The sequence below is a fragment of the Gordonia sp. NPDC003504 genome, assembly GCF_053587995.1.
Genome location: NZ_JBSFPC010000004.1, coordinates 314,456 through 334,568, shown reverse-complemented (window position 1 = coordinate 334,568; position 20,113 = coordinate 314,456). Strand labels below are relative to the sequence as shown.

General features: G+C 68.8%; 14 protein-coding genes. 13 read left to right on the top strand and 1 reads right to left on the bottom strand.

All coding sequences use genetic code 11. The features are described from left to right. Positions 1-113 precede the first annotated feature (113 nt). The 7 genes from ACWDPV_RS10890 to ruvX all read left to right on the top strand — a co-directional run bounded on the left by ACWDPV_RS10890 (position 114) and on the right by ruvX (position 13,638). Positions 114-3,581, top strand: coding sequence for a transglutaminase family protein (locus ACWDPV_RS10890; protein WP_449742965.1), 3,468 nt, complete (start codon positions 114-116; stop codon positions 3,579-3,581). Further along, positions 3,578-6,388 (top strand): circularly permuted type 2 ATP-grasp protein, encoded by a 2,811-nt coding sequence (locus ACWDPV_RS10885; RefSeq protein ID WP_449742964.1) that lies wholly within the window; start codon positions 3,578-3,580, stop codon positions 6,386-6,388. Before ACWDPV_RS10890 ends, ACWDPV_RS10885 begins: the two co-directional genes overlap by 4 nt. After that, positions 6,385-7,479, top strand: a complete 1,095-nt coding sequence (locus ACWDPV_RS10880; protein ID WP_449742963.1) for a transglutaminase family protein — start codon at positions 6,385-6,387, stop codon at positions 7,477-7,479. Before ACWDPV_RS10885 ends, ACWDPV_RS10880 begins: the two co-directional genes overlap by 4 nt. 113 nt (positions 7,480-7,592) lie before the next feature. After that, positions 7,593-8,897, top strand: a complete 1,305-nt coding sequence (locus ACWDPV_RS10875) for a hypothetical protein (RefSeq protein WP_449742962.1) — start codon at positions 7,593-7,595, stop codon at positions 8,895-8,897. An 8-nt stretch (positions 8,898-8,905) separates the two neighbouring features. Continuing rightward, on the top strand, positions 8,906-10,306 hold the full coding sequence (locus tag ACWDPV_RS10870; RefSeq protein ID WP_449743004.1) for a replication-associated recombination protein A: 1,401 nt from the start codon (positions 8,906-8,908) through the stop codon (positions 10,304-10,306). Between the two features lie 231 nt (positions 10,307-10,537). Further along, complete coding sequence (gene alaS / locus ACWDPV_RS10865; protein WP_449742961.1) at positions 10,538-13,207, top strand: alanine--tRNA ligase; 2,670 nt, start codon at positions 10,538-10,540, stop codon at positions 13,205-13,207. Next, positions 13,207-13,638, top strand: a complete 432-nt coding sequence (gene ruvX, locus ACWDPV_RS10860) for a Holliday junction resolvase RuvX (RefSeq protein WP_449742960.1) — start codon at positions 13,207-13,209, stop codon at positions 13,636-13,638. The genes alaS and ruvX overlap by 1 nt, the downstream gene beginning before the upstream one ends. A gap of 186 nt (positions 13,639-13,824) precedes the next feature. On the opposite strand, the gene ACWDPV_RS10855 is transcribed toward ruvX, so the two are convergent. Beyond that, complete coding sequence (locus tag ACWDPV_RS10855) at positions 13,825-14,049, bottom strand: hypothetical protein (protein ID WP_449742959.1); 225 nt, start codon at positions 14,047-14,049, stop codon at positions 13,825-13,827. On the opposite strand from ACWDPV_RS10855, the gene ACWDPV_RS10850 reads away from it, so the two are divergent. The 6 genes from ACWDPV_RS10850 to aroB all read left to right on the top strand — a co-directional run bounded on the left by ACWDPV_RS10850 (position 14,033) and on the right by aroB (position 20,093). Further along, entirely contained in the window at positions 14,033-15,736 is a 1,704-nt protein-coding gene (locus ACWDPV_RS10850) for an endolytic transglycosylase MltG (protein WP_449742958.1), read from the top strand. The two genes, ACWDPV_RS10855 and ACWDPV_RS10850, sit on opposite strands and share 17 nt — an antisense overlap. Next, the gene (locus ACWDPV_RS10845; RefSeq protein ID WP_449742957.1) at positions 15,733-16,626 is read left to right on the top strand and encodes a shikimate dehydrogenase; all 894 of its coding nucleotides are present in this window, start codon (positions 15,733-15,735) and stop codon (positions 16,624-16,626) included. Before ACWDPV_RS10850 ends, ACWDPV_RS10845 begins: the two co-directional genes overlap by 4 nt. A 137-nt stretch (positions 16,627-16,763) precedes the next feature. After that, positions 16,764-17,201, top strand: coding sequence for a prepilin peptidase (locus ACWDPV_RS10840; protein WP_449742956.1), 438 nt, complete (start codon positions 16,764-16,766; stop codon positions 17,199-17,201). Further along, positions 17,189-18,397: a chorismate synthase gene (gene aroC / locus ACWDPV_RS10835; protein WP_449742955.1), complete on the top strand. Its 1,209-nt coding sequence runs from the start codon at positions 17,189-17,191 to the stop codon at positions 18,395-18,397. Before ACWDPV_RS10840 ends, aroC begins: the two co-directional genes overlap by 13 nt. Beyond that, complete coding sequence (locus tag ACWDPV_RS10830; RefSeq protein ID WP_449742954.1) at positions 18,394-18,972, top strand: shikimate kinase; 579 nt, start codon at positions 18,394-18,396, stop codon at positions 18,970-18,972. The genes aroC and ACWDPV_RS10830 overlap by 4 nt, the downstream gene beginning before the upstream one ends. Beyond that, positions 18,969-20,093 (top strand): 3-dehydroquinate synthase, encoded by a 1,125-nt coding sequence (aroB, locus tag ACWDPV_RS10825; RefSeq protein WP_449742953.1) that lies wholly within the window; start codon positions 18,969-18,971, stop codon positions 20,091-20,093. The genes ACWDPV_RS10830 and aroB overlap by 4 nt, the downstream gene beginning before the upstream one ends. The last annotated feature ends 20 nt before the right edge of the window (positions 20,094-20,113 follow it).

Genomic DNA, 20,113 nt, shown 5'->3' with positions numbered 1-20,113 from the left:
CCGGTGACGCCCGTCGCACGGCGGGCACAACCGCAACATCTGTGATGAGATTTGACCCCGTAAGGACTCATCGCCCGAGTTCACCCGGTGACCGATAGAGAGGTGGTCGACCCATGACCATCAAGGTCGCGCTGGAGCATCGCACCAGCTACGCCTTCGACCGACCCGTCAAGATCTTTCCGCATGTGGTCCGGCTCCGCCCGGCCCCACATTCGCGGACCCCGATCGAGGCGTATTCACTCAAGGTCGAGCCAAGTGATCACTTCCTCAACTGGCAGCAGGATGCGTTCAGCAATTACCTTGCGCGCCTTGTCTTCCCGGAGCCCGCCAAATCCCTGTCGATCACGGTCAGTCTGGTTGCCGACCTCACGGCGATCAATCCGTTCGACTTCTTCATCGAGGACTGGGCCGAGCACTACGGCTTCGAGTACCCGGCCGAGCTGAAGGAGGACCTCGAGGTCTACCTGCGGCCCGTCGGGGTCAACGAGGGCGAGTTCGCCGGGGCCCCGGTGCATCCGGACGTGGCCGAGTTCGCGGCGCGGCATCTGCCGACGAAGAAGATCCGCGTCATCGATTTCCTCGTCGGACTCAATCAGGCGGTCCAGCAGGCCGTCGGCTACACCGTGCGTCTGGAGCAGGGTGTGCAGAGTCCGGAGTACACGCTGTCCTCGGCGATCGGGTCGTGCCGTGACTCGGCGTGGCTGCTGGTGGCGTTGCTGCGGGAGCTGGGCCTGGCCGCCCGCTTCGTCTCCGGGTACCTGGTGCAGCTGACCTCCGATGTGAAGTCGCTCGACGGTCCGTCCGGACCCGACGCCGACTTCACCGACCTGCACGCCTGGACCGAGGTCTATCTGCCCGGCGCCGGCTGGGTGGGGATGGACCCGACGTCGGGACTGTTCGCCGGTGAGGGACACATCCCGCTCGCCGCGACGCCCAGCCCGGGCGGGGCCGCGCCGATCACCGGGGCCACCGGCCCGTGCCACGCCACCCTCGACTTCTCCAACACCGTCAGCCGCTACCACGAGGACCCGCGGGTCACGTTGCCCTACACGGCCTCCCAGTGGGAACGGGTCGTCGACCTCGGCGCCGTGGTGGACGCCAAGATGAAGGCGGGTGACGTTCGCCTGACGATGGGCGGCGAACCGACCTTCGTCAGCATCGACAATCAGAGCGATCCGGAATGGACCACCGCCGCCGACGGTCCACACAAACGTCAACTGGCCTCCGAGCTGGCCGGCCGCCTGCAGAAGGACTACGCGCCGCAGGGACTCGTGCAACGCAGTCAGGGCAAGTGGTATCCGGGTGAACCGCTCCCGCGCTGGCAGATCGCGCTGATGTGGCGAGAAGACGGCAAGCCGATCTGGACACGTCCGGAACTGCTCGCCGACCCGTGGTCGAGCCGCAGCGCCGCCGACGAGTCCATCGCCACCGAGATCGCCGGACCGGCACCCACCGCCGAGGGTGCGGCGGCCGCCGAGAAGTTGCTGCTGTCGTTCGCCGGTGCGCTGGGCCTGCCCGAGTCGCAGGTCATGCCGGCCTTCGAGGATCCGCTCGTGCGGATGCGTGAACTGGCCGCGCTGCCGCCCGGCGATCCGGGCATGGACCCGACCACGCCGACCGCCCGCGCCTTCGCGCGGGCCGAGGCCGCCGTGGAAATCGACGATCCCGACACCGACATCGAACCGCCCGCGGACTCCACCGAAGCGCGTCGCGACCTGCTGCAACGCCTCGACGCCGCCGTGGTCGACCCGACCGCCTATGTGTTGCCGCTGAGCCGGTCCGAGGACGAGACCGCGTGGAACAGTGCCCGCTGGACCACCCGACGCGGTCGGCTGGTACTGACCGCGGGCACTTCGCCGGCAGGGCTGCGGCTGCCGTTGAACTCACTGTCGTGGGGACCGGCGCCGGCGATGTTCGTCGCCGACCCGTCCGCGCCGCACGAGGCGCTGCCCGACGATCCGGCAGAGACGTTGGGCTACCAGGTCATCGACATGCACCCGGCCGCCTTCGTCCCGCGGTCGGCGGTCGTCGCCGAGAAGCGCGGCGACACGATGTTCGTGTTCCTGCCGCCGACCGCCACCCTCGAGGAGTATCTGGCGATCGTCGGGATGATCGAGGAGGCCGCCGCGGCCACCTCGACCGCGGTGGTCATCGAGGGATACGGACCGCCCGCGGATCCGCGTCTGACCACCCTGACCGTCACCCCCGACCCGGGTGTCATCGAGGTCAACATCCAGCCCACGACGAGCTTCGCCGACCAGTCGGAGTTGCTGGCGTCGTTGTACGAGCACGCCCGCCACACCCGGCTGGGGACCGAGACCTTCGACCTCGACGGCAGTCATGGCGGCACCGGCGGTGGTAACCACATCACCCTGGGCGGGCCCACCCCGGCCGATTCGCCGCTGCTGCGCCGCCCCGACCTGCTGGTCTCGATGCTGACCTATTGGCAGCGGCATCCTGCGCTGTCCTACCTGTTCAGCGGCAAATTCGTGGGAACCACGTCGCAGGCACCGCGTGCCGACGAGGGGCGCGAATCGGCGCTGTACGAACTGGAGATCGCGTTCGCCGAGATCGACCGGCTGTCGGAGAAGGCACCCGCCGGTGAGAGCGCGGACGCGCCGCCGAACCCGTGGGTCACCGACCGTGCCCTGCGGCATTTGCTCACCGACATCACCGGCAACACCCACCGCGCCGAGTTCTGCATCGACAAGCTCTACAGCCCCGACTCGCCACGCGGCCGCCTCGGCCTGCTGGAACTGCGCGGCTTCGAGATGCCGCCGCATCACCGCATGGCGATGGTCCAGTCGCTGCTGGTGCGTTCGCTGGTGTCGTGGTTCTGGGAGCACCCCTACCGGGCACGTCTCATCCGCCACGGCGGTGACCTGCACGGCAAGTACCTGCTGCCGCACTACATCATCTCCGACATCGCACTGGTGGCCGAGGAACTGCGCGAGGCCGGGTATCCGTTCGACACCTCGTGGCTCGACCCGTTCACCGAGTTCCGGTTCCCGCGGTTGGGCACCGTGCAGATCCGTGACCAGGAGGTCGAGCTGCGCGGCGCGATCGAGCCGTGGAACACCCTCGGTGAGGAATCCACCGGGACCGGCACGGCCCGCTACGTCGACTCGTCGATCGAACGCGTCCAGGTCCGCGTCACCGGCGGGGACGACGATCGGTACGTGTTGACCTGCAACGGGCACCCGGTACCGCTGCGCGGCACCGGCCGTACCGGCGAACGTGTCGCCGGCATCCGGTTCCGGGCGTGGCAGCCCCCGAGCTCCCTGCATCCGACGATCACCATCGACACGCCTCTGACGTTCGACCTCGTCGACACGGTCAACGGACGTTCGGTGGGCGGCGCGACGTATCACGTCGTCCACCCGGGTGGACGCGCCTACGACCGGCCGCCGGTCAACGCGGTGGAGGCCGAATCGCGGCGCAACGGCCGCTTCGAGGCCTCCGGGCACACCAGCGGAGACCTCGACGTCGGGCTGTTGCGGGAGCGTCAGGCCCGGCAGGCCGTCGACGCCGGGGTCCCGGCGGTACTCGATCTACGCCGGGCACGTACAGTTCTCCGGTGACTGTTTCTGCGGGTGGTCGGCTACCCGCGGTGTTCGACCGGTATCGCTCCGACGGATTTGCGCTGTTCGATCTCGACCAGCTCGGTGAGGGCGCGGTCGCCGCTGCTGCCGACCCGGATCCTGGTGCCGCCGACACGGATCCCGGCGCCGCCGGAATGGGCCACTACGACGAGATGCTCGACGCCAACGGCGCGGTGCGTCCGGCATGGGACGAGCTGGTCTCCGGCTACGGCATGCGCGGCGATGCGCGGCTGGCCGCTGCCGCCGCGCGGCTGGCATCGGCGACGAGTGACGAAGGTGTCGTCTACAACGCCTTCGACGGGTCGGCGACAGACGCCCGGCCGTGGCAGGTCGATCCGGTGCCGCTCATCGTCGACGGCGTCGAGTGGGCCTCGCTGGAGAAGGCGATCACGCAGCGCTCGATGCTGCTCGACCTGATCCTGCGTGACCTCTATCGCGATCAGAAGCTCATCACCTCGGGCCTGGTGCCGCCGGCGATGGTGTTCGGCCATCCCGGCTACATCCGTAAGGCCGCGCGACTGCAGGTCCCGGGTCCGCATGCTCTGTTCCTGCACGCGGTCGACCTGTGTCGGATGCCCGACGGCGGTTTCGTCACCTATGCCGACCGCACCCAGGCACCGTCGGGCATCGGGTTCGCGATCGTCGACCGGCGGCTGGTCTCGCGGACCTTCCCGCAACTGTTCCAGTCGTGCGCGCCGCGACCGATGACGACGTTCGCCGGAACCCTGCGTCTGGCCCTGTTCGACTACGCGCCGCGCGGCGTCGACGATCCGACGGTGGCCGTGCTGAGTCCGGGCAGTATGTCCGAAACGGCGTTCGACCAGGCCTATCTCGCCTCGACGCTCGGTGTGCCGTTGGTCGAGGGTGCCGACCTCACCGTCCGCGACGGCGCGGTCTATATGCGGTCGCTGGGCAAGTTCAAACGCGTCGACGTGCTCCTGCGCCGACTCGACGCCGCCTACGCCGACCCGCTGGACCTGCGTACCGATTCCCGGTTGGGTGTGGCCGGGCTGGTGGAGGCCATCTCGCGCGGCACCGTCACCGTCGTCAATACCCTGGGCAGTGGGGTGTGTGAGAACCCGGCGTTGCACACGGTGCTCGACCGCATCGCCCCGGTCCTTCTCGACGAGGAACTCGCCCTGCCGTCGGTGCCGACGTTGTGGGCCGGCGACGACCTGCAGCGCACCAAGGTCCTCGCCGATCTCGACCGCCTCGTGCTGACGAACGTCCGAACCGGTGACGAGCTGATCGGCCCGCTCCTCGACAGGGCCAAACGCGAGGAGTTGACCGACCGCATCGGCGTGCGCGGCATCGACTGGGTGGCGCGCACCATCGAGCACTACTCGGTGGCACCGACGATGACCCAGGGTGCGTTCCCCGGACGTGCCGGGGGCGTGCTCCGTGCGGCGCCGGTGTCGGTCCGCGCGTTCAGCGTCGCGCAGGGCCCCACCTATGCGGTGATGCCGGGTGGACTGGGATCGGTGCTCGCCGACGGCGTCGGCGGTGCGGCGTTGCAGACGGTCGCGGCCAAGGACGTGTGGGTGACCAGCACCGAGGTCGGCGGGCACGTGTCGCGCCGCTCCGAAACCCGCGGGGAACCGGCCGAAGAGGTCATCACGATCCGTCCGGAGCGGGTGTCGGTCTCCGACTATCAGGAGGTCGCCGCCGGCGCGAGCCCACGCGTGCTCGCCGACATGTTCTGGTTCGGTCGTTACGGCGAACGGACCGAACTGGTGACCCGGCTGGCCAAGGTGGCCCGCGAGCGCTACCAGGACTTCCAGTACCGGCCGTGGATGAACGGCACCTCGGCCGTGCCGCTGCTGCTGCATGCTGTGGCCACGGTGACCGGCACCGCCGAGCACCTGCACACCGCGGATCTGCTGGTCGAGGACGTCAATCGGCATCCGTCGCCGGCACAGGTCAACGAGGCCATCGTGCGGATCACCGATCTGACCATCGACCGGTGGGTGCCCGGCACCGTCGCGTACGCGGTCGAACGTCTGGTCGCGACCGCACGCGCCGTCCGCGATCAGATGTCGACAAGCACGTGGATGGTGCTGACGCCGATGGAACGGGCGATGGAGACCCTGGCGCGGCAAGTCGGGCGCGCCCACGAGATCGACACCGCCACCGGTGCGCGCACCGACGGGATCTTCGGGGACGCTGCGCTGGATCTCGGACCCGATCTGGCCCGCACCCACGAGGACATCCTGCACGGCGTGCTCGGGTTGTCGGGGTTGCAGGCGGAGTCGATGGTGCACGACGCCGCGTGGTTGCTGATGGACGTCGGACGCCGGATCGAGCGCATCATCACCCTCGCGGACCTGACCGCCACTCTGTTCGCGTCGCCGCACGAGACGTCGGTGGAGCAGGCGCTGCTCGAATCGTTCCTGATCGCCAACGAATCGGCGGTCATCTACCGTCGACGCAGCCGCGGGCTGTATCAGCTGCTGCCGGTCGTGCAGTTGCTGCTGTTCGACGAGACCAATCCGCGGGCGATGATCTATCAGCTCGACCGGCTCCGGTCCGATCTGACCGGACTGCCCGAGGAACTCCGGTCGGCGGTGGCCGAACGCATCGTCGAGGAGATGACGGCCGAACTGCGGCGCATCGATCCCGCCGACCTGGGGGCACTGGGTGACGACGGACATCGCGGCGACCTTGTCGAACTGTTGACCACTCTGCGTGAAGGATCCACCGACCTGTCGGATACGTTGACGCGCACCCGGTTTGCGCCGCCGCTGCCCGCCCAGCCGATCTGGGGTGTCGGAGGTGGTGACACGTGAGCGCACCCGAGGCGACCTCGACCGTGCCGACCACTCGCCGGTACCGGGTGATCCACCGGACCTGTTACACCTACGACGCCGAGGTGTCCTCGTCGTACGGCCGGTGCTATCTGACCCCGCGCGAGCTGCCGCACCAGCGGGTCCTCGACACCGACGTCACGATCGATCCCGATCCCGACGACCGGTCCTCGGGACTCGACGCGTATGGCAACACCGACACCTACTTCCATGTGCACGCCGATCACCTGGCGCTGGTGGTGACCGGGACGTCGGTGGTCGAGGTCGACCCGATCGACTCGGGTCTACTGGTCAGTCCCGCCGTACGGGCGCCGTGGGAGGAGGCCCGTCCGGTGGCCGCCGGTGCGGGTCTGGCCGCCGAGTTCACCCTCGATCTCGACCCGCCGGAGATCACCGACGCGGTCCGGGACTACGCACGTGAGGTGTTCACCCCGGGGCGGCCGCTGATCGATGCGGTCGTCGACCTGACCTCGAGGATCTTCCGCGATTTCACCTACAAGTCCGGCGCCACGGCGATCAGCACGCGGGTCGACACCGTGATGTCGCGTCGCGAAGGGGTCTGCCAGGACTTCGCGCGGGTCGCGATCGCCTGCCTCCGGTCGGTGGGGCTGGCCGCGCGCTACGAATCCGGATACCTGGCCACCGATCCGCCGCCCGGCCGGGAACGCACCTTCGGCGCCGATGCGAGCCATGCGTGGGCCGCGGTGTGGCTGCCCGGTGACCGCTGGCTGGCGTTCGATCCGACCAACGACAAACTCGTCGACGAGCGTCATGTGACGGTGGCGTGGGGCCGTGACTACGACGATGTGCCGCCGTTGCGTGGGGTGATCTACACCGATGCGACGCGCAGCGAGATCGATGTCTCCGTCGATGTCAGTCCCCTCGAGGACGGCATCGACCCCGGGGACGGGGCGCTCGCGGGGAGGTCGGCGTCCCCCGAGCAATCGTCCCCCGAAGAATCATCCACCGATGAATCATCCACCGACGAATCATCCACCGACGAACCCGCCGCGGTGGGTCGCTCCGCACCGCCGGCGTCACCGAAATGGTCCCCCGATGAGGGGATCGGCTGAGGTCAGCGGCCATCCCGCCGACCATCTCGGCGCTGCGCGGGGTCATCTGAACGATCACGAAACGAATGCGGCACTGACGTCTGTCGGTGTCTTTGGGTAGCGTGGAAGGCGCCATGACGGTCATCACAGAAAGCCGCATCACCAGTGTGGTGCGTGCAGCAGAGGCCCTGTTGTCGCATCGAGCCGGTTCGCCGGTGGTGCTCGCCGAACCGGAGGATCTCGGTGGAAGTGGGCGCACCATCGTGGTGCGCGTACGAGTCGCCCAGAATCCGCTGTCGATGGATCGCACCCTCGTCATCAAGGCCCTGCCGCAACACGAGGATCCGCACGCGTTCCACCGCGAGATCGCGTCCTACAAGTACGCCACCGCGCTGCCCACCGAGTCCCGGCCGGGCCCGCAGCTGATCGCATCGGATCCGGATGTACGACTGATGGTGCTGTCCGACCTCGGACGAGGCAACGCCATGACCGATCTGCTCGCCGGGACCGATGTGGTCGAGACCTCCCGGGCGATCAGCGCGTGGGGTCAGGCGCTCGGCCGTATGCACGCGGCCACCGTCGGTGGCGAAGGAGACTTCGCGGCGCTGGTCCGGCGCGGACCGGCCGGCACCCAGGGCGGTGACCTGCTGCGTGAGGAGGCACTGCGCGCGTCACGGGTGGCCCGTGCCCGGGCCGCCGATCTCGGCGTCGAGATGGGGTGCAGCGTCGTCCGCGCGCTCGACACCGCCTGCCGGCTCTTCGACGAGGGCGATCACCGCGCCTTCAGCCCGTCGGATGTGGGCCCGGAGAACATCCTGCTCAACGAGGCGGGCGTGCAGTTCATGGATTACGAGTGGGGTGGCTTCCGGGACGCCAGCCTCGACATCGCCTACGCGTTGGTCACCTTCGCCGCGCAACTGGGCCCGCAGGCCCTCGATCGGCACGGTGACCTGGAGATCGCCATGGTCGATGCGTGGCGTTCGGAGGTCCACGGCATCTGGCCGGCGCTGCGTCGGGACGGCGACCTGCAACGCACCCTGGTGATCGCACGGCTGCTCTGGGTGTGGTTGTCGACGATCTGGATGCTGCCCGACGACGACGCCGACATCGGGGGTGCCGCGCACCTGCCCGTCGGCCACGGGGACGAGGATCTCGCTGCCCACGGTGTCGACCTGCGCGACCTCGACGGCACCGCCGTCGACGGTGTGAGGATCGACGGACTGGGGATCGGCGACCTCGATCTGGACACCGTCGACATCGACGCCGACGAGGCGGTCGGCTCGCACTACGCCCACGACTGGGCCCTGCACACCAACGATCCTCGGGTGATCGTCGCGCGGTGGTCGGATCTGGCGACGGCGGCGGCGTCGGTCGATCCGGAGATCGCCGACTTCGCGACCGCGATGGGTGTGGCGTTGCACCGGGTGTGGCTCTCCTGACCCTCGAGATGGACGCACTGTTCGAGCCACCGGAGCCTCCCGGAATGCCCACCAGCGGTGACACCGGGGCCGGTGTCACCGGATCGTCGCCGACTGGGCCGCTGGCCGTGCGGATGCGTCCGCGCACCCTCGACGAGATCGTCGGTCAGCAGCATCTGCTCGGAACCGGGTCACCTCTGCGGCGCCTGATCAGCGGGTCCGGTGCGGCATCGGTCCTGCTCTACGGCCCACCGGGGACGGGCAAGACCACCATGGCGTCGTTGATCTCGACGGCCGCCGGTGGTCGGTTCGAGGCGTTGTCGGCGCTGTCGGCCGGGGTCAAGGAGGTGCGTGCGGTCATCGAGGTCGCCCGTCGCCGACTCGTCGACGGCGAGCAGACCGTTCTGTTCATCGACGAGGTCCACCGCTTCTCCAAGACCCAGCAGGACGCACTGTTGCACGCGGTGGAGAACCGCATCGTGCTGCTGGTGGCGGCCACCACCGAGAATCCGTCCTTCTCGGTCGTGTCGCCGCTGCTGTCCCGATCGCTGGTGCTGCGACTGCGATCGCTCACCGACGACGACATCCGCGAGGTGCTGCGGCGCGCCGTCGCCGACGACCGTGGGCTCGGCGGCCGGGTCGCGGTCACCGACGCCGCCTACGACCATCTCGTCGCCGTCGCCGGCGGGGATGCGCGTCGCGCACTGACGGCGTTGGAGGCGGCCGCCGACACGGTGCTCTCCGACACGGACCCGGACGAGGGTGACGCCGTGCCGCCGGTCGATCTCGCCGACGTCGAGGCGGCCATCGACAAGGCCGCCGTGCGCTATGACCGGGACGGCGACCAGCACTACGACGTCACTTCGGCGTTCATCAAGTCGATCCGCGGGTCCGACGTCGATGCCGCGCTGCACTATCTGGCCCGGATGATCAGCGCGGGGGAGGACCCGCGATTCATCGCACGACGGCTGATGATCCACGCCAGCGAGGACATCGGCATGGCCGATCCGACCGCACTGCAGACGGCCGTGGCCGCCGCACAGGTGGTCGCGCTGGTCGGCATGCCCGAGGCCAAACTGGCCCTCACCCAGGCCACGATTCATCTCGCGACCGCCCCGAAGTCGGCGGGGGTGGTGACCGCGATCGGCGCCGCACTTGCCGACGTCGAGGCTGGGAAGGCCGGCGCGGTACCCGCTCATCTGCGTGACAGTCACTACGCCGGCGCGAAGACGCTGGGCAGCGGGGTCGGCTACCGGTATCCCCATGACGACCCCGATGGTGTTGTGCCGCAACAGTATCCACCCGATGATCTGGTGGGCGTCGATTATTACGAACCCACCGACCACGGTTTCGAACGTGAGATCGGGCCGCGGGTCAACAAACTGCGATCCATCATCCGGCGGGTGACCTCACGCTCGCGATCACACTGACAGCGCTCTCTCACCGACTGACTGCGCTCTCGCCCTCACTGATAGCGCTCGGCTCCTCACTGACGGCGCTCTCTCACCCACTGATAGCGCTCTCTCACTGTCCGCCGCTCACGAGCCGGGTGTGGCAGGCGTGGCGGGCGTATCCCGGCGCCGGTGAGATCGCCGGGAAGTACTCGACGGTAGGCTGGTAAGTCGCAGATAGCCCAACCACTTCCCGAGGACGACACCGCAGTGCAGACGCATGACATCCGGAAGCGATTCCTGGATCACTTCATCTCCGCCGGGCACACCGAGGTGCCCAGTGCCTCGCTCATCCTCGACGACCCGAACCTGTTGTTCGTCAACGCGGGCATGGTGCCGTTCAAGCCGTACTTTCTCGGTGAACAGACGCCGCCGTTCGATCGTGCGACCAGCGTGCAGAAGTGCGTCCGGACCCTCGACATCGACGAGGTCGGCATCACGACCCGCCACAACACGTTCTTCCAGATGGCCGGCAACTTCTCCTTCGGCGACTATTTCAAGCGCGACGCCATCAACTTCGCCTGGACGCTGCTGACCAACAGCGTCGAGGACGGCGGATACGGCATCCCGGCTGAAAAGCTGTGGCCCACGGTCTATCTCGACGACGACGAGGCCGAGTCCATCTGGCGCGACGAGATCGGGGTGCCCGCCGAGCGCATCCAGCGGCGTGGTCTGAAGGACAACTACTGGTCGATGGGTGTGCCCGGGCCGTGCGGGCCGTGTTCGGAGATCTTCTACGACCGCGGCCCCGATTACGGCGTCGAGGGTGGCCCGGAGGCCGACGAGGACCGCTACATCGAGATCTGGAATCTCGTGTTCATGCAGAACGTCCGCGGTCCCGGCGGCGGCAAGGAGGGCTACGAGATCCTCGGGCCGCTGCCCAAGAAGAACATCGACACCGGCATGGGTATCGAACGTGTCGCATGCCTGCTGCAGGGTGTCGACAACGTCTACGAGACCGATCTGCTCAAGCCGATCATCGACCTCGCCGCCGAGGTCACCGGACGCGCCTACGGCGCCGGCCATCACGACGACGACGTGAAATTCCGCGTCATCGCCGACCACACTCGCACCTCGGCGATGCTCATCGGCGACGGCGTGCTGCCCGGTAACGACGGCCGTGGCTACGTGCTGCGCCGACTCCTGCGGCGCGTCGTCCGCTCGGCGCGTCTCCTCGGCGCGCAGGGACCGACGATCGGGGCGTTCGTCGGCATGGCGATCGACCTGATGGCCCCGTCGTATCCGGAACTCGCCGCGCAGCGGGACCACATCCTCACCGTCGCCGAGGGGGAGGAGAACAGCTTCGCCAAGACCCTCGCCGCCGGCACCAAGCTGTTCGCCGACGCGGCCGCGGCCACCAAAAAGGCCGACAAGACGATTTTGTCCGGCAACGACGCCTTCACCCTGCACGACACCTACGGCTTCCCGATCGATCTGACCCTGGAGATGGCCGCGGAGGCCGGGCTGAAGGTCGACGAGACCGGTTTCACCGAACTCATGGCCGAACAGAAGGCCCGCGCCAAGGCCGATGCGACCGCCCGCAAGACCGGGCACGCCGACGCCGGCATCTATCGCGAGTTCCTCGACCGCGGTCCCACCGAGTTCACCGGCTACGAGGAGCTGGTGTCGGAGGCCCGGGTCCTCGGACTCATCGCCGACGGGGTGCGGGTACGCAACGCCACCGCGGGTCAGGAACTGACCGTGATCCTCGACCGCACACCGCTGTACGCGGAGTCCGGCGGTCAGATGGCCGACACCGGCAGCATCACCACCAGCACCGGTGCCCGCCTGCGGGTGCGTGATGTCCAGCGTGCGGGGAAGACCGTGTGGTTGCACAGTGTGGTGGTCGAGGCCGGGGAGATCGTCGAGGGCGACGAGGTGATCGCGGCGGTCGACCAGGCGTGGCGGCACGGCGCCACCCAAGGACACTCCGGAACCCATATGGTCCACGCCGCGCTGCGGCAGGTCCTCGGTCCGAGCGCCACGCAGGCCGGCTCGCTCAATCGGCCCGGATACCTGCGTTTCGACTTCCATTCCGGCTCGGCACTGACCGAGGCGCAGCGCACCGAGATCGAGGAGATCAGCAACGCCGCGGTCGAGGCCAACTATCCGGTGAACACCTTCGAGACCGGGTTGACCGAGGCCAAGGCGATGGGGGCGCTCGCCCTGTTCGGCGAGAACTACGGCGACGAGGTCCGCGTCGTCGAGATCGGCGGGCCGTTCTCGATGGAATTGTGCGGTGGTACCCACGTCGCATCGTCGGCGCAGATCGGGCCGGTGACGGTGATCGGTGAATCCTCGGTCGGATCGGGTGTCCGACGTGTCGAGGCCTACGTCGGGATGGACTCGTTCCGCTATCTGTCCAAGGAACGCGCCCTGCTCGCCGGGCTGGCGTCGTCGTTGAAGGTGCCCTCCGAGGAGGTGCCCGGACGCGTCGAGTCCCTCGTCACGAAGCTGCGCGACGCCGAGAAGCAGGTGGAGAAGTTGCGGGCCGACGCGGCACGCGCGGCGGCCTCCGGACTGCTCGACGAGGCGACGACGGTGGGCTCGACACTGCTGGTCAGCGGCATCCTGCCGGGCCTGGACGCGAACGGTCTGCGGTCGGTGGCCACCGATCTGCGGGGCCGGGTCGCCGATCGGGCGGCGGTCGTCGCGCTCTTCTCGACCACCGGGGACGGTGCCGACACCAAGGTGCCGTTCGTCATCGCCACCACCGACGCGGCGCGGTCCGCGGGCACCAAGGCCGGTGACATCGTCAAGGACATCGCCGGACTCGTCGGCGGCCGCGGCGGTGGCAAACCGGATCTCGCGCAGGGATCGGGCACCGATCCCGACGGCGTCGACGCGGCGGTTCGCCGGATTCGCGAGTTGCTCGGCTGATGCCATTGCAGCGGGGACGTCGCCTCGGCATCGATGTGGGCAGTGTGCGCATCGGTGTGGCGGTCTGCGATCCCGACGGCATCCTCGCCACGCCGGTGGAAACCGTGCGTCGCGACAGTTCCGGTGGCACCGACATCGCCCGGATCGCGACGCTGGTGGCCGAGTACGAGGCGATCGGCGTGATCATCGGATTGCCCAAGACCCTGCGCAACACCGATGGCGTCGCGGTGGCGGCGGCCCGGGAGTTCGGCGACGCCCTGACCAGTGCAATTGCGCCGGTCGGGGTGGAGTATGTGGACGAGCGTCTCACTACGGTCACCGCGGCGCAGGCATTGCGCGCCAGCGGCCGTTCGGCAAAGTCTTCGCGCGGGGTCATTGATCAGGCGGCCGCGGTCGCTATTCTGCAGGGATGGTTGGACGCGCGACGATGAGTCCGCGCGCATTCGGCCGACGTCCATCGATCGGAGAGTCCGATCGTCACGCAGCGTTGGTGCTGCGTGAAGTGCGCACGTGCCGGGGGGCGGTGCGGCGAGCAGCCACACCGTCGAACCGGAACCAGGGAGGGTATCCGCGGTGACCGACGAACGGCATCGGAGTCGCCATCGAGAGCAGTCCGATCACACCGGCGGGAGCATGGATCCCGAACGGTTGCGGTACTTCACGCAATCGGTCGAGGGGCGACCCAGCACCCGGCACCGCCGGCGTCGCGCGGACGGCACCGCCGGTCCGGCTCCTGCGACCACCCCCGGCCCGAACCGCAGCAGCGCGCCGGCCTCACCGGGCGCCGCCCCGACGGGGTTGGCGCCGACCTCGATGCGGGCCCGGGTGGCTCGCACCGACACGATCGACACCACGGTCGACACCCGCAAGATGGCGCCGGTCGCGACGCCGACGGTCGACGAGGCCGCCGTCACCGACCTGCGCAAGCGTCCCGAGCCTGCGACCGAGGTCATCGAGCAGCCGGTCTCCGAGCAGTCGGTCACCGAGCAGTCGGTCACCGAAGAGTCGGTCACCGAAGAGTCGGTCTCCGAGCAGTCGGTCAGCGCCGCGACGCCCACCGCTCCACTCGAAGAAGACGTCGATGCGGACCAGATCGGCACCGAGCAGACCGAGCAGAGCGACCTCGACGGGTTAGGCACCGATGAGATGCCCACCGAGACGGTCGATCCGACGTCCGTCACGTCACGGGTGGTGGCGCCCGGAGCGCTTGCGGCACTGGCAGATCCGACCGAGTCGGACGAGGGTGGATCCGGTTTCGCCGGTACCGCAGCCCACGACACGGTCATCGCGCACGACACCGCCGATCACCGGACCGTCGCCGACACCGTCGTCGCAGAGACCGACGGAGCACCGGTCGACGATCATCCGGATCGGCGGCCCGCCGGCATCCGCCGCCGTCGGCGTCGTCGGATCGGGATGATCATCGCCGCCGTCGTGGTGTTGTTGCTGGTGGTCGGGGTCGGTCTGGTGGGCGCGAAGAAGGCGGGATTGCTCGATTCGCGTAAGGACTATACGAATGCCCAGGGCACCGGCGACGTGTTGGTGCACATCCCCGATGACACGACGATCAAGCAGATGGGGCAGATCCTCGTCGACGACGACGTGGTCGGCAGCGTGCACGCCTTTGTCGATGCCGCGGGTGATGCGTCGTTGTCGAGTGGGTACTACAAGATGCGCACCGAGATCCCGGCGTCGACGGCGGTCGAGATGATCTCCGATCCGGATGCGGCGCACCGCGTCGGGCGGATCGTGGTTCCCCCGGGCACCCCGGTGGACACCAAGCGGGACACCTCCGGGCGGGTCACCCCGGGCATCTTCGAGATGATCGCCAATCAGACCGGGGTGGACATCAACGGCCGACGGATCGGGGTGACCGTCGAGCAACTCGACGACGCCGCCGCGCAGGGGAGCGTCACCGACCTGGGGATTCCGTCGTGGGCGCGCGCCGCGGTGACCGGTCTGGACGGGGACCATCGTCGGATCGAGGGTCTCATCGCCCCCGGGACATGGGAATCGATCGACCCGGGTCAGTCGGCCACCGAGATCCTGCACACACTGATCACCCAGAGCGCCGCGACGTATGAGAAGTGGGGGCTGTTGAGCAACAACAGCTCCGGTCTGAGCCCGTACCAGACGCTGGTCGCGGCCTCGCTGCTGCAGGGCGAGGTCAATCCGGCCGACTACCCCAAGGTGGCCCGGGTCATCCTCAACCGGTTGGACAAGGGTCAGAGGCTGGAGTTCGACTCGACGGCCAACTACACCGCTCAGGTGGTCGACCTCAACGTGCACGACGAGGACCTGCGGGCCGGTACGCCGTGGAACACCTATGTGATCCGGGGGCTGCCACCCACCCCGATCGGGGCGGTCGAGGAGCAGGCACTCGAGGCGATGGAGCAGCCCGCCGACGGCGATTGGCTGTACTTCGTCACCGTCGACGCGAAGGGGACGACCCTGTTCACCGCCGACTTCGATCAGCATCGGCGCAACATCAGTACCGCGTGCCGCAACAGGTTCATCACGTGCCGATGAGCCCTCTGCCGTTGGACCGACCGATGCCGGCCGAGCCGGTGGGCGGACGACATGCGCGTGCCGCGGCGGTTCTCGGCTCACCCATTTCGCATTCGCGGTCGCCGGACCTGCACCTGGCGGCATATCGTGCCCTCGGCCTGGCCGACTGGACCTACGTGCGTACCGAATGCACCGCCGACACACTGCCGACGATCGTGCGTTCGGCGAACCCGGCGCAGGTCGGGTTCTCGGTGACGATGCCCGCGAAGCTGGCGGCCCTCGGGGTCGCCGACGAACGCACCCCGCGGGCGGTACTGGTGGGATCCGCCAACACCCTGGTCCGGACCGAGACCGGATGGCGTGCCGACAACACCGACATCGACGGGATGACCGGCGCGCTCGCAGCGCTCGGGGTGCTCCCCGAGACGGTCGGCGCCACGCTGCCCCGCGCAGCCGTCGTCGTCGGAGCCGGTGGGACAGCCCTGCCCACCGTCGCCGCGCTGGTGGCGGTCGGAGTCGATGACGTGACCGTCGTCGCCCGTAGCGCCGACCGGGCGCGCGGAGTACTCGACCTCGCCGACCGACTCGGGGTCCGCGCGTCCCTGCTGTCGTTCGCCTCCGACGACGAGCTCACCCGGCGCTGCGCCGAATCCGCGGTGACGGTGTCGACCGCACCCGCCGCGGGGGCCGCCGCCGTGGTCGGCTCGCTGTCGGCGGCCGCCCGGGTGGTCGACGTGATCTACGATCCGTGGCCGACCCCGCTCGCCGCCGCGGTCACCGAGGCCGGCGGACGGGTGGTCGGTGGTCTGGTGATGTTGTTGAACCAGGCCTTCTCCCAGGTGGAGCAGTTCACCGGGTATCCCGCTCCGCGGGAGGCGATGGCGGCGGTGATCGGCGCCGCGGCCGGGTGAGCCGGTGCGGGCCGACCGGACAGACCGGCGCCCGCGCGTCCTCACCGTCATCCCCAGAGCCTCCGGGGCTCACAGGTGGGCGGCGATGCCCGCTTCGGTGACGTGGCGTGGTGCCCATCGTCGGTGACACTGCACTGATGACCCCTGCAGCGGCCGTCACAGCGTCGGCAACTTCGGTGATCCTCGCGTGGCTGGCGGTGATCGCCGGATTCGATCACCGGCATTCCCGGATACCGAACATCGCCATCGTCCCTGGTGTCGCTGCGGTGATCATCGCCGGCGGCATCCATCCCGTCGTGTTGGCCGCGGCGTCCGCCGGGTCCCTGGCCTACCTGTTGGGATTCCTTGCAGGTGCGTGTGGCGCCGGCGACGCCAAGCTCGCCTTCGTCCTCGGTGGTGTGCTCGGCGACCCGGTGTCGGCGCTGGTGATGGTGCTGATCGCGCAGGTGATCACGCTGGCCGAATTCGTGCTCGGTCGCGGTGGACGAGTGCGCCGACCGCACGGGCCCGCACTCGCCGGGGCCTTCCTGGTCACGGCCGCGGTCGGGGTCGTCGTCGGCGCATGGAACAATTGATCCTTGTGTTGCGCTGGATAACCGCCGGAGAGTCCCATGGCCCGGCCCTCGTGGCGATCGTCGAGGGAATGGTCGCCGGAGTCGAGGTCACGTCATCTGATATCGCCCTGCAATTGGCCCGTCGTCGACTCGGCTACGGCCGGGGCGCCCGGATGAAGTTCGAGGCCGACAAGGTCACCGTGATCGGCGGCATGCGTCACGGCCGCTCCATGGGCGGGCCGATCGCGATCGAGATCGGCAATACCGAGTGGCCCAAGTGGGAAACCGTGATGGCCGCCGATCCCGTCGACGCCGCCGACCTCGAGGGCAGTGCGCGGAACGCGCCGCTGACCCGGCCACGTCCCGGGCATGCCGATTTCTCCGGCATGCTCAAGTACGGCTTCGACGACGCACGGCCGATCCTCGAGCGGGCCAGTGCCCGCGAGACCGCCGCCCGGGTGGCCGCCGGGACCGTGGCCCGCAACTTCCTGCGTCAGGTACTCGGGATCGACATCGTCTCCCACGTCATCTCGATCGGTGCGAGCGATCCCTATGTGGGTCCGGCCCCGACGATCGCCGATCTCGAGGCCATCGACGCCAGCCCGGTGCGGGCCTTCGATACGACGGCCGAGACTCAGATGATCGCCGAGATCGAGGCCGCCAAGAAGGACGGCGACACCCTCGGCGGCGTCGTCGAGGTGGTCGCCACCAACGTGCCGGTCGGACTCGGTTCCCACGTGAGCGGCGAGACCCGACTCGACGCGCGCCTGGCCGGTGCCCTCATGGGTATCCAGGCCATCAAGGGGGTCGAGGTTGGCGACGGCTTCGCCACCGCGCGCCGCCGCGGTAGCCAGGCGCACGACGAGATGGTGCCCGGCCCCGACGGTGTGCTGCGGTCCACCAACCGCGCCGGTGGCCTGGAAGGCGGCATGTCCAATGGCGAGGACATCCGGGTACGGGCGGCGATGAAGCCGATCTCGACCGTGCCGCGGGCGTTGTCGACGATCGACATGAGCACCGGTGATCAGGCCAGTGCGATCCATCAGCGCTCGGATGTGTGTGCGGTGCCGGCCGCGGGTGTGGTTGCCGAGTCGATGGTTGCGCTCGTGCTGGCGCAGGCCGCGCTGGAGAAGTTCGGTGGCGATTCGGTGGCCGAGACCAGTGAGAACCTGCGGGGCTACCTGAAACACGTCGCGACCCGGCCGCCCCGCTCATGACGGCCCCCGGCGACACCGGTGCACAGGTCGGCGGGCCCGATCGTCCGGCGGCGGTCCTGATCGGCTTCATGGGGGCCGGAAAGTCCACCGTCGGAAAGGTTCTCGCCGATCGCCTCGGTGTCGACTTCATCGACACCGACACCGAGATCGAACACCGTGTGGGGCAGACGATCCCGGAGATCTTCACCGGTTCCGGACCGATCCGGTTCCGGGAGATCGAACGCGACGTCGTCCTCGACATCTTGGAGAATCATCGCGGAATCGTCGCACTCGGAGGTGGTGCGGTGACGACGCCGGCGGTCGCCGACGGCCTCGCCGGACACCGGGTGATTCATCTGCGTGTCGGTGCCGAATCCGGCTTCGCGCGGGTGTCGGGTTCGGATCGGCCGCTGCTCGCGTCCGCCGAACCGGCTGCGCGATACCGCGAATTGCTCGAGCAGCGCGCCGACACCTACGCCGGAGTGGCCACCATCGAGGTCGATGCCGCGGCCGGTGATCCCGAGCAGGTCGCCGACGAGATCGTCACAGCCATCGCCCACGAACTTCGCGAAATAGTTCCCGAGAGGACGTCATGACCGACCCCGCCACGTCGACCGAACCCGTCCGCATCGCGGTCAACGCATCGTCGCCCTATGAGGTGATCATCGGTCGTGGCCTTCTCGGTGATCTGGCGCAGGCTGCGGCCGGTGCCGACCGGGTGGCCATCCTGTACCAGCCGACCCTCGCGCAGACCGCCGAACAGATCAGGGAGTTCCTGTCCGACAAGGGATTCGATGCACATCGCGTGGAGATCCCGGACGCCGAGGCGGGTAAGGACCTCAAGGTCGCCGAGTTCTGCTGGGATGTGTGCGGCCGGATCGGCCTGAAACGCAACGACAAGATCGTGTCGCTGGGTGGGGGAGCGGCCACCGACCTCGCCGGATTCGTCGCCGCCACTTGGATGCGGGGCATCGGCGTCATCCACGTCCCGACGACCCTGCTGGCCATGGTCGACGCCGCCGTCGGCGGCAAGACCGGCATCAACACCGACGCCGGGAAAAATCTCGTCGGGGCCTTCCACGAACCCGACGCCGTCCTCATCGACATCGCCACCCTCGAGACCGTGCCGCGCAACGAGGTCATTGCCGGCCTCGCCGAGGTCATCAAGACCGGTTTCATCGCCGATCCGGTGATCCTCGACCTCATCGAGGCGGATCCGGCCGCGGCCACCGATCCCACCGGAGCAGTGCTGCCGGAGCTCATCCGGCGGTCGGTGCAGGTGAAGGCCGACGTGGTGTCCGCCGACCTCAAAGAGGCCTCACTCCGCGAGATCCTGAACTACGGGCACACCCTCGGCCATGCCATCGAGCGGCGTGAACGGTACCGCTGGCGCCACGGTGCCGCCGTGGCCGTCGGACTGGTGTTCGCCGCCGAGCTCGCGCGCCTGGCCGGGCGTCTGGACGACGCCACTGCCGACCGCCACAAGTCGATCCTCGATCTCGTCGGATTGCCCACCACCTACGACGCCCACGCGCTCGGTGACCTGCTGACGACCATGGCCGGGGACAAGAAGAATCGCTCGGGTGTGATGCGTTTCGTCGTCCTCGACGGACTCGCCAAGCCGGGGCGACTCGAGGGACCGGATCCGTCGCTGATCGCGGCCGCCTACTCGGCGGTGGCCGCCGACGCCGCGCCGAACGGCGTCACTCTGTTGTAGTCGTCGGGTCGCCGCGCGTG

Excerpts from the sequence above, each read along its gene's own strand:
- ACWDPV_RS10890 (WP_449742965.1), top strand. The coding sequence starts at position 114 with ATGACCATCAAGGTCGCGCTGGAGCATCGCACCAGCTACGCCTTCGAC.
- ACWDPV_RS10875 (WP_449742962.1), top strand. The coding sequence starts at position 7,593 with ATGACGGTCATCACAGAAAGCCGCATCACCAGTGTGGTGCGTGCAGCA.
- ACWDPV_RS10870 (WP_449743004.1), top strand. The coding sequence starts at position 8,906 with ATGGACGCACTGTTCGAGCCACCGGAGCCTCCCGGAATGCCCACCAGC.
- ruvX (WP_449742960.1), top strand. The coding sequence starts at position 13,207 with ATGCCATTGCAGCGGGGACGTCGCCTCGGCATCGATGTGGGCAGTGTG.
- ACWDPV_RS10845 (WP_449742957.1), top strand. The coding sequence starts at position 15,733 with ATGAGCCCTCTGCCGTTGGACCGACCGATGCCGGCCGAGCCGGTGGGC.
- ACWDPV_RS10840 (WP_449742956.1), top strand. The coding sequence starts at position 16,764 with ATGACCCCTGCAGCGGCCGTCACAGCGTCGGCAACTTCGGTGATCCTC.
- aroC (WP_449742955.1), top strand. The coding sequence starts at position 17,189 with ATGGAACAATTGATCCTTGTGTTGCGCTGGATAACCGCCGGAGAGTCC.
- ACWDPV_RS10830 (WP_449742954.1), top strand. The coding sequence starts at position 18,394 with ATGACGGCCCCCGGCGACACCGGTGCACAGGTCGGCGGGCCCGATCGT.
- aroB (WP_449742953.1), top strand. The coding sequence starts at position 18,969 with ATGACCGACCCCGCCACGTCGACCGAACCCGTCCGCATCGCGGTCAAC.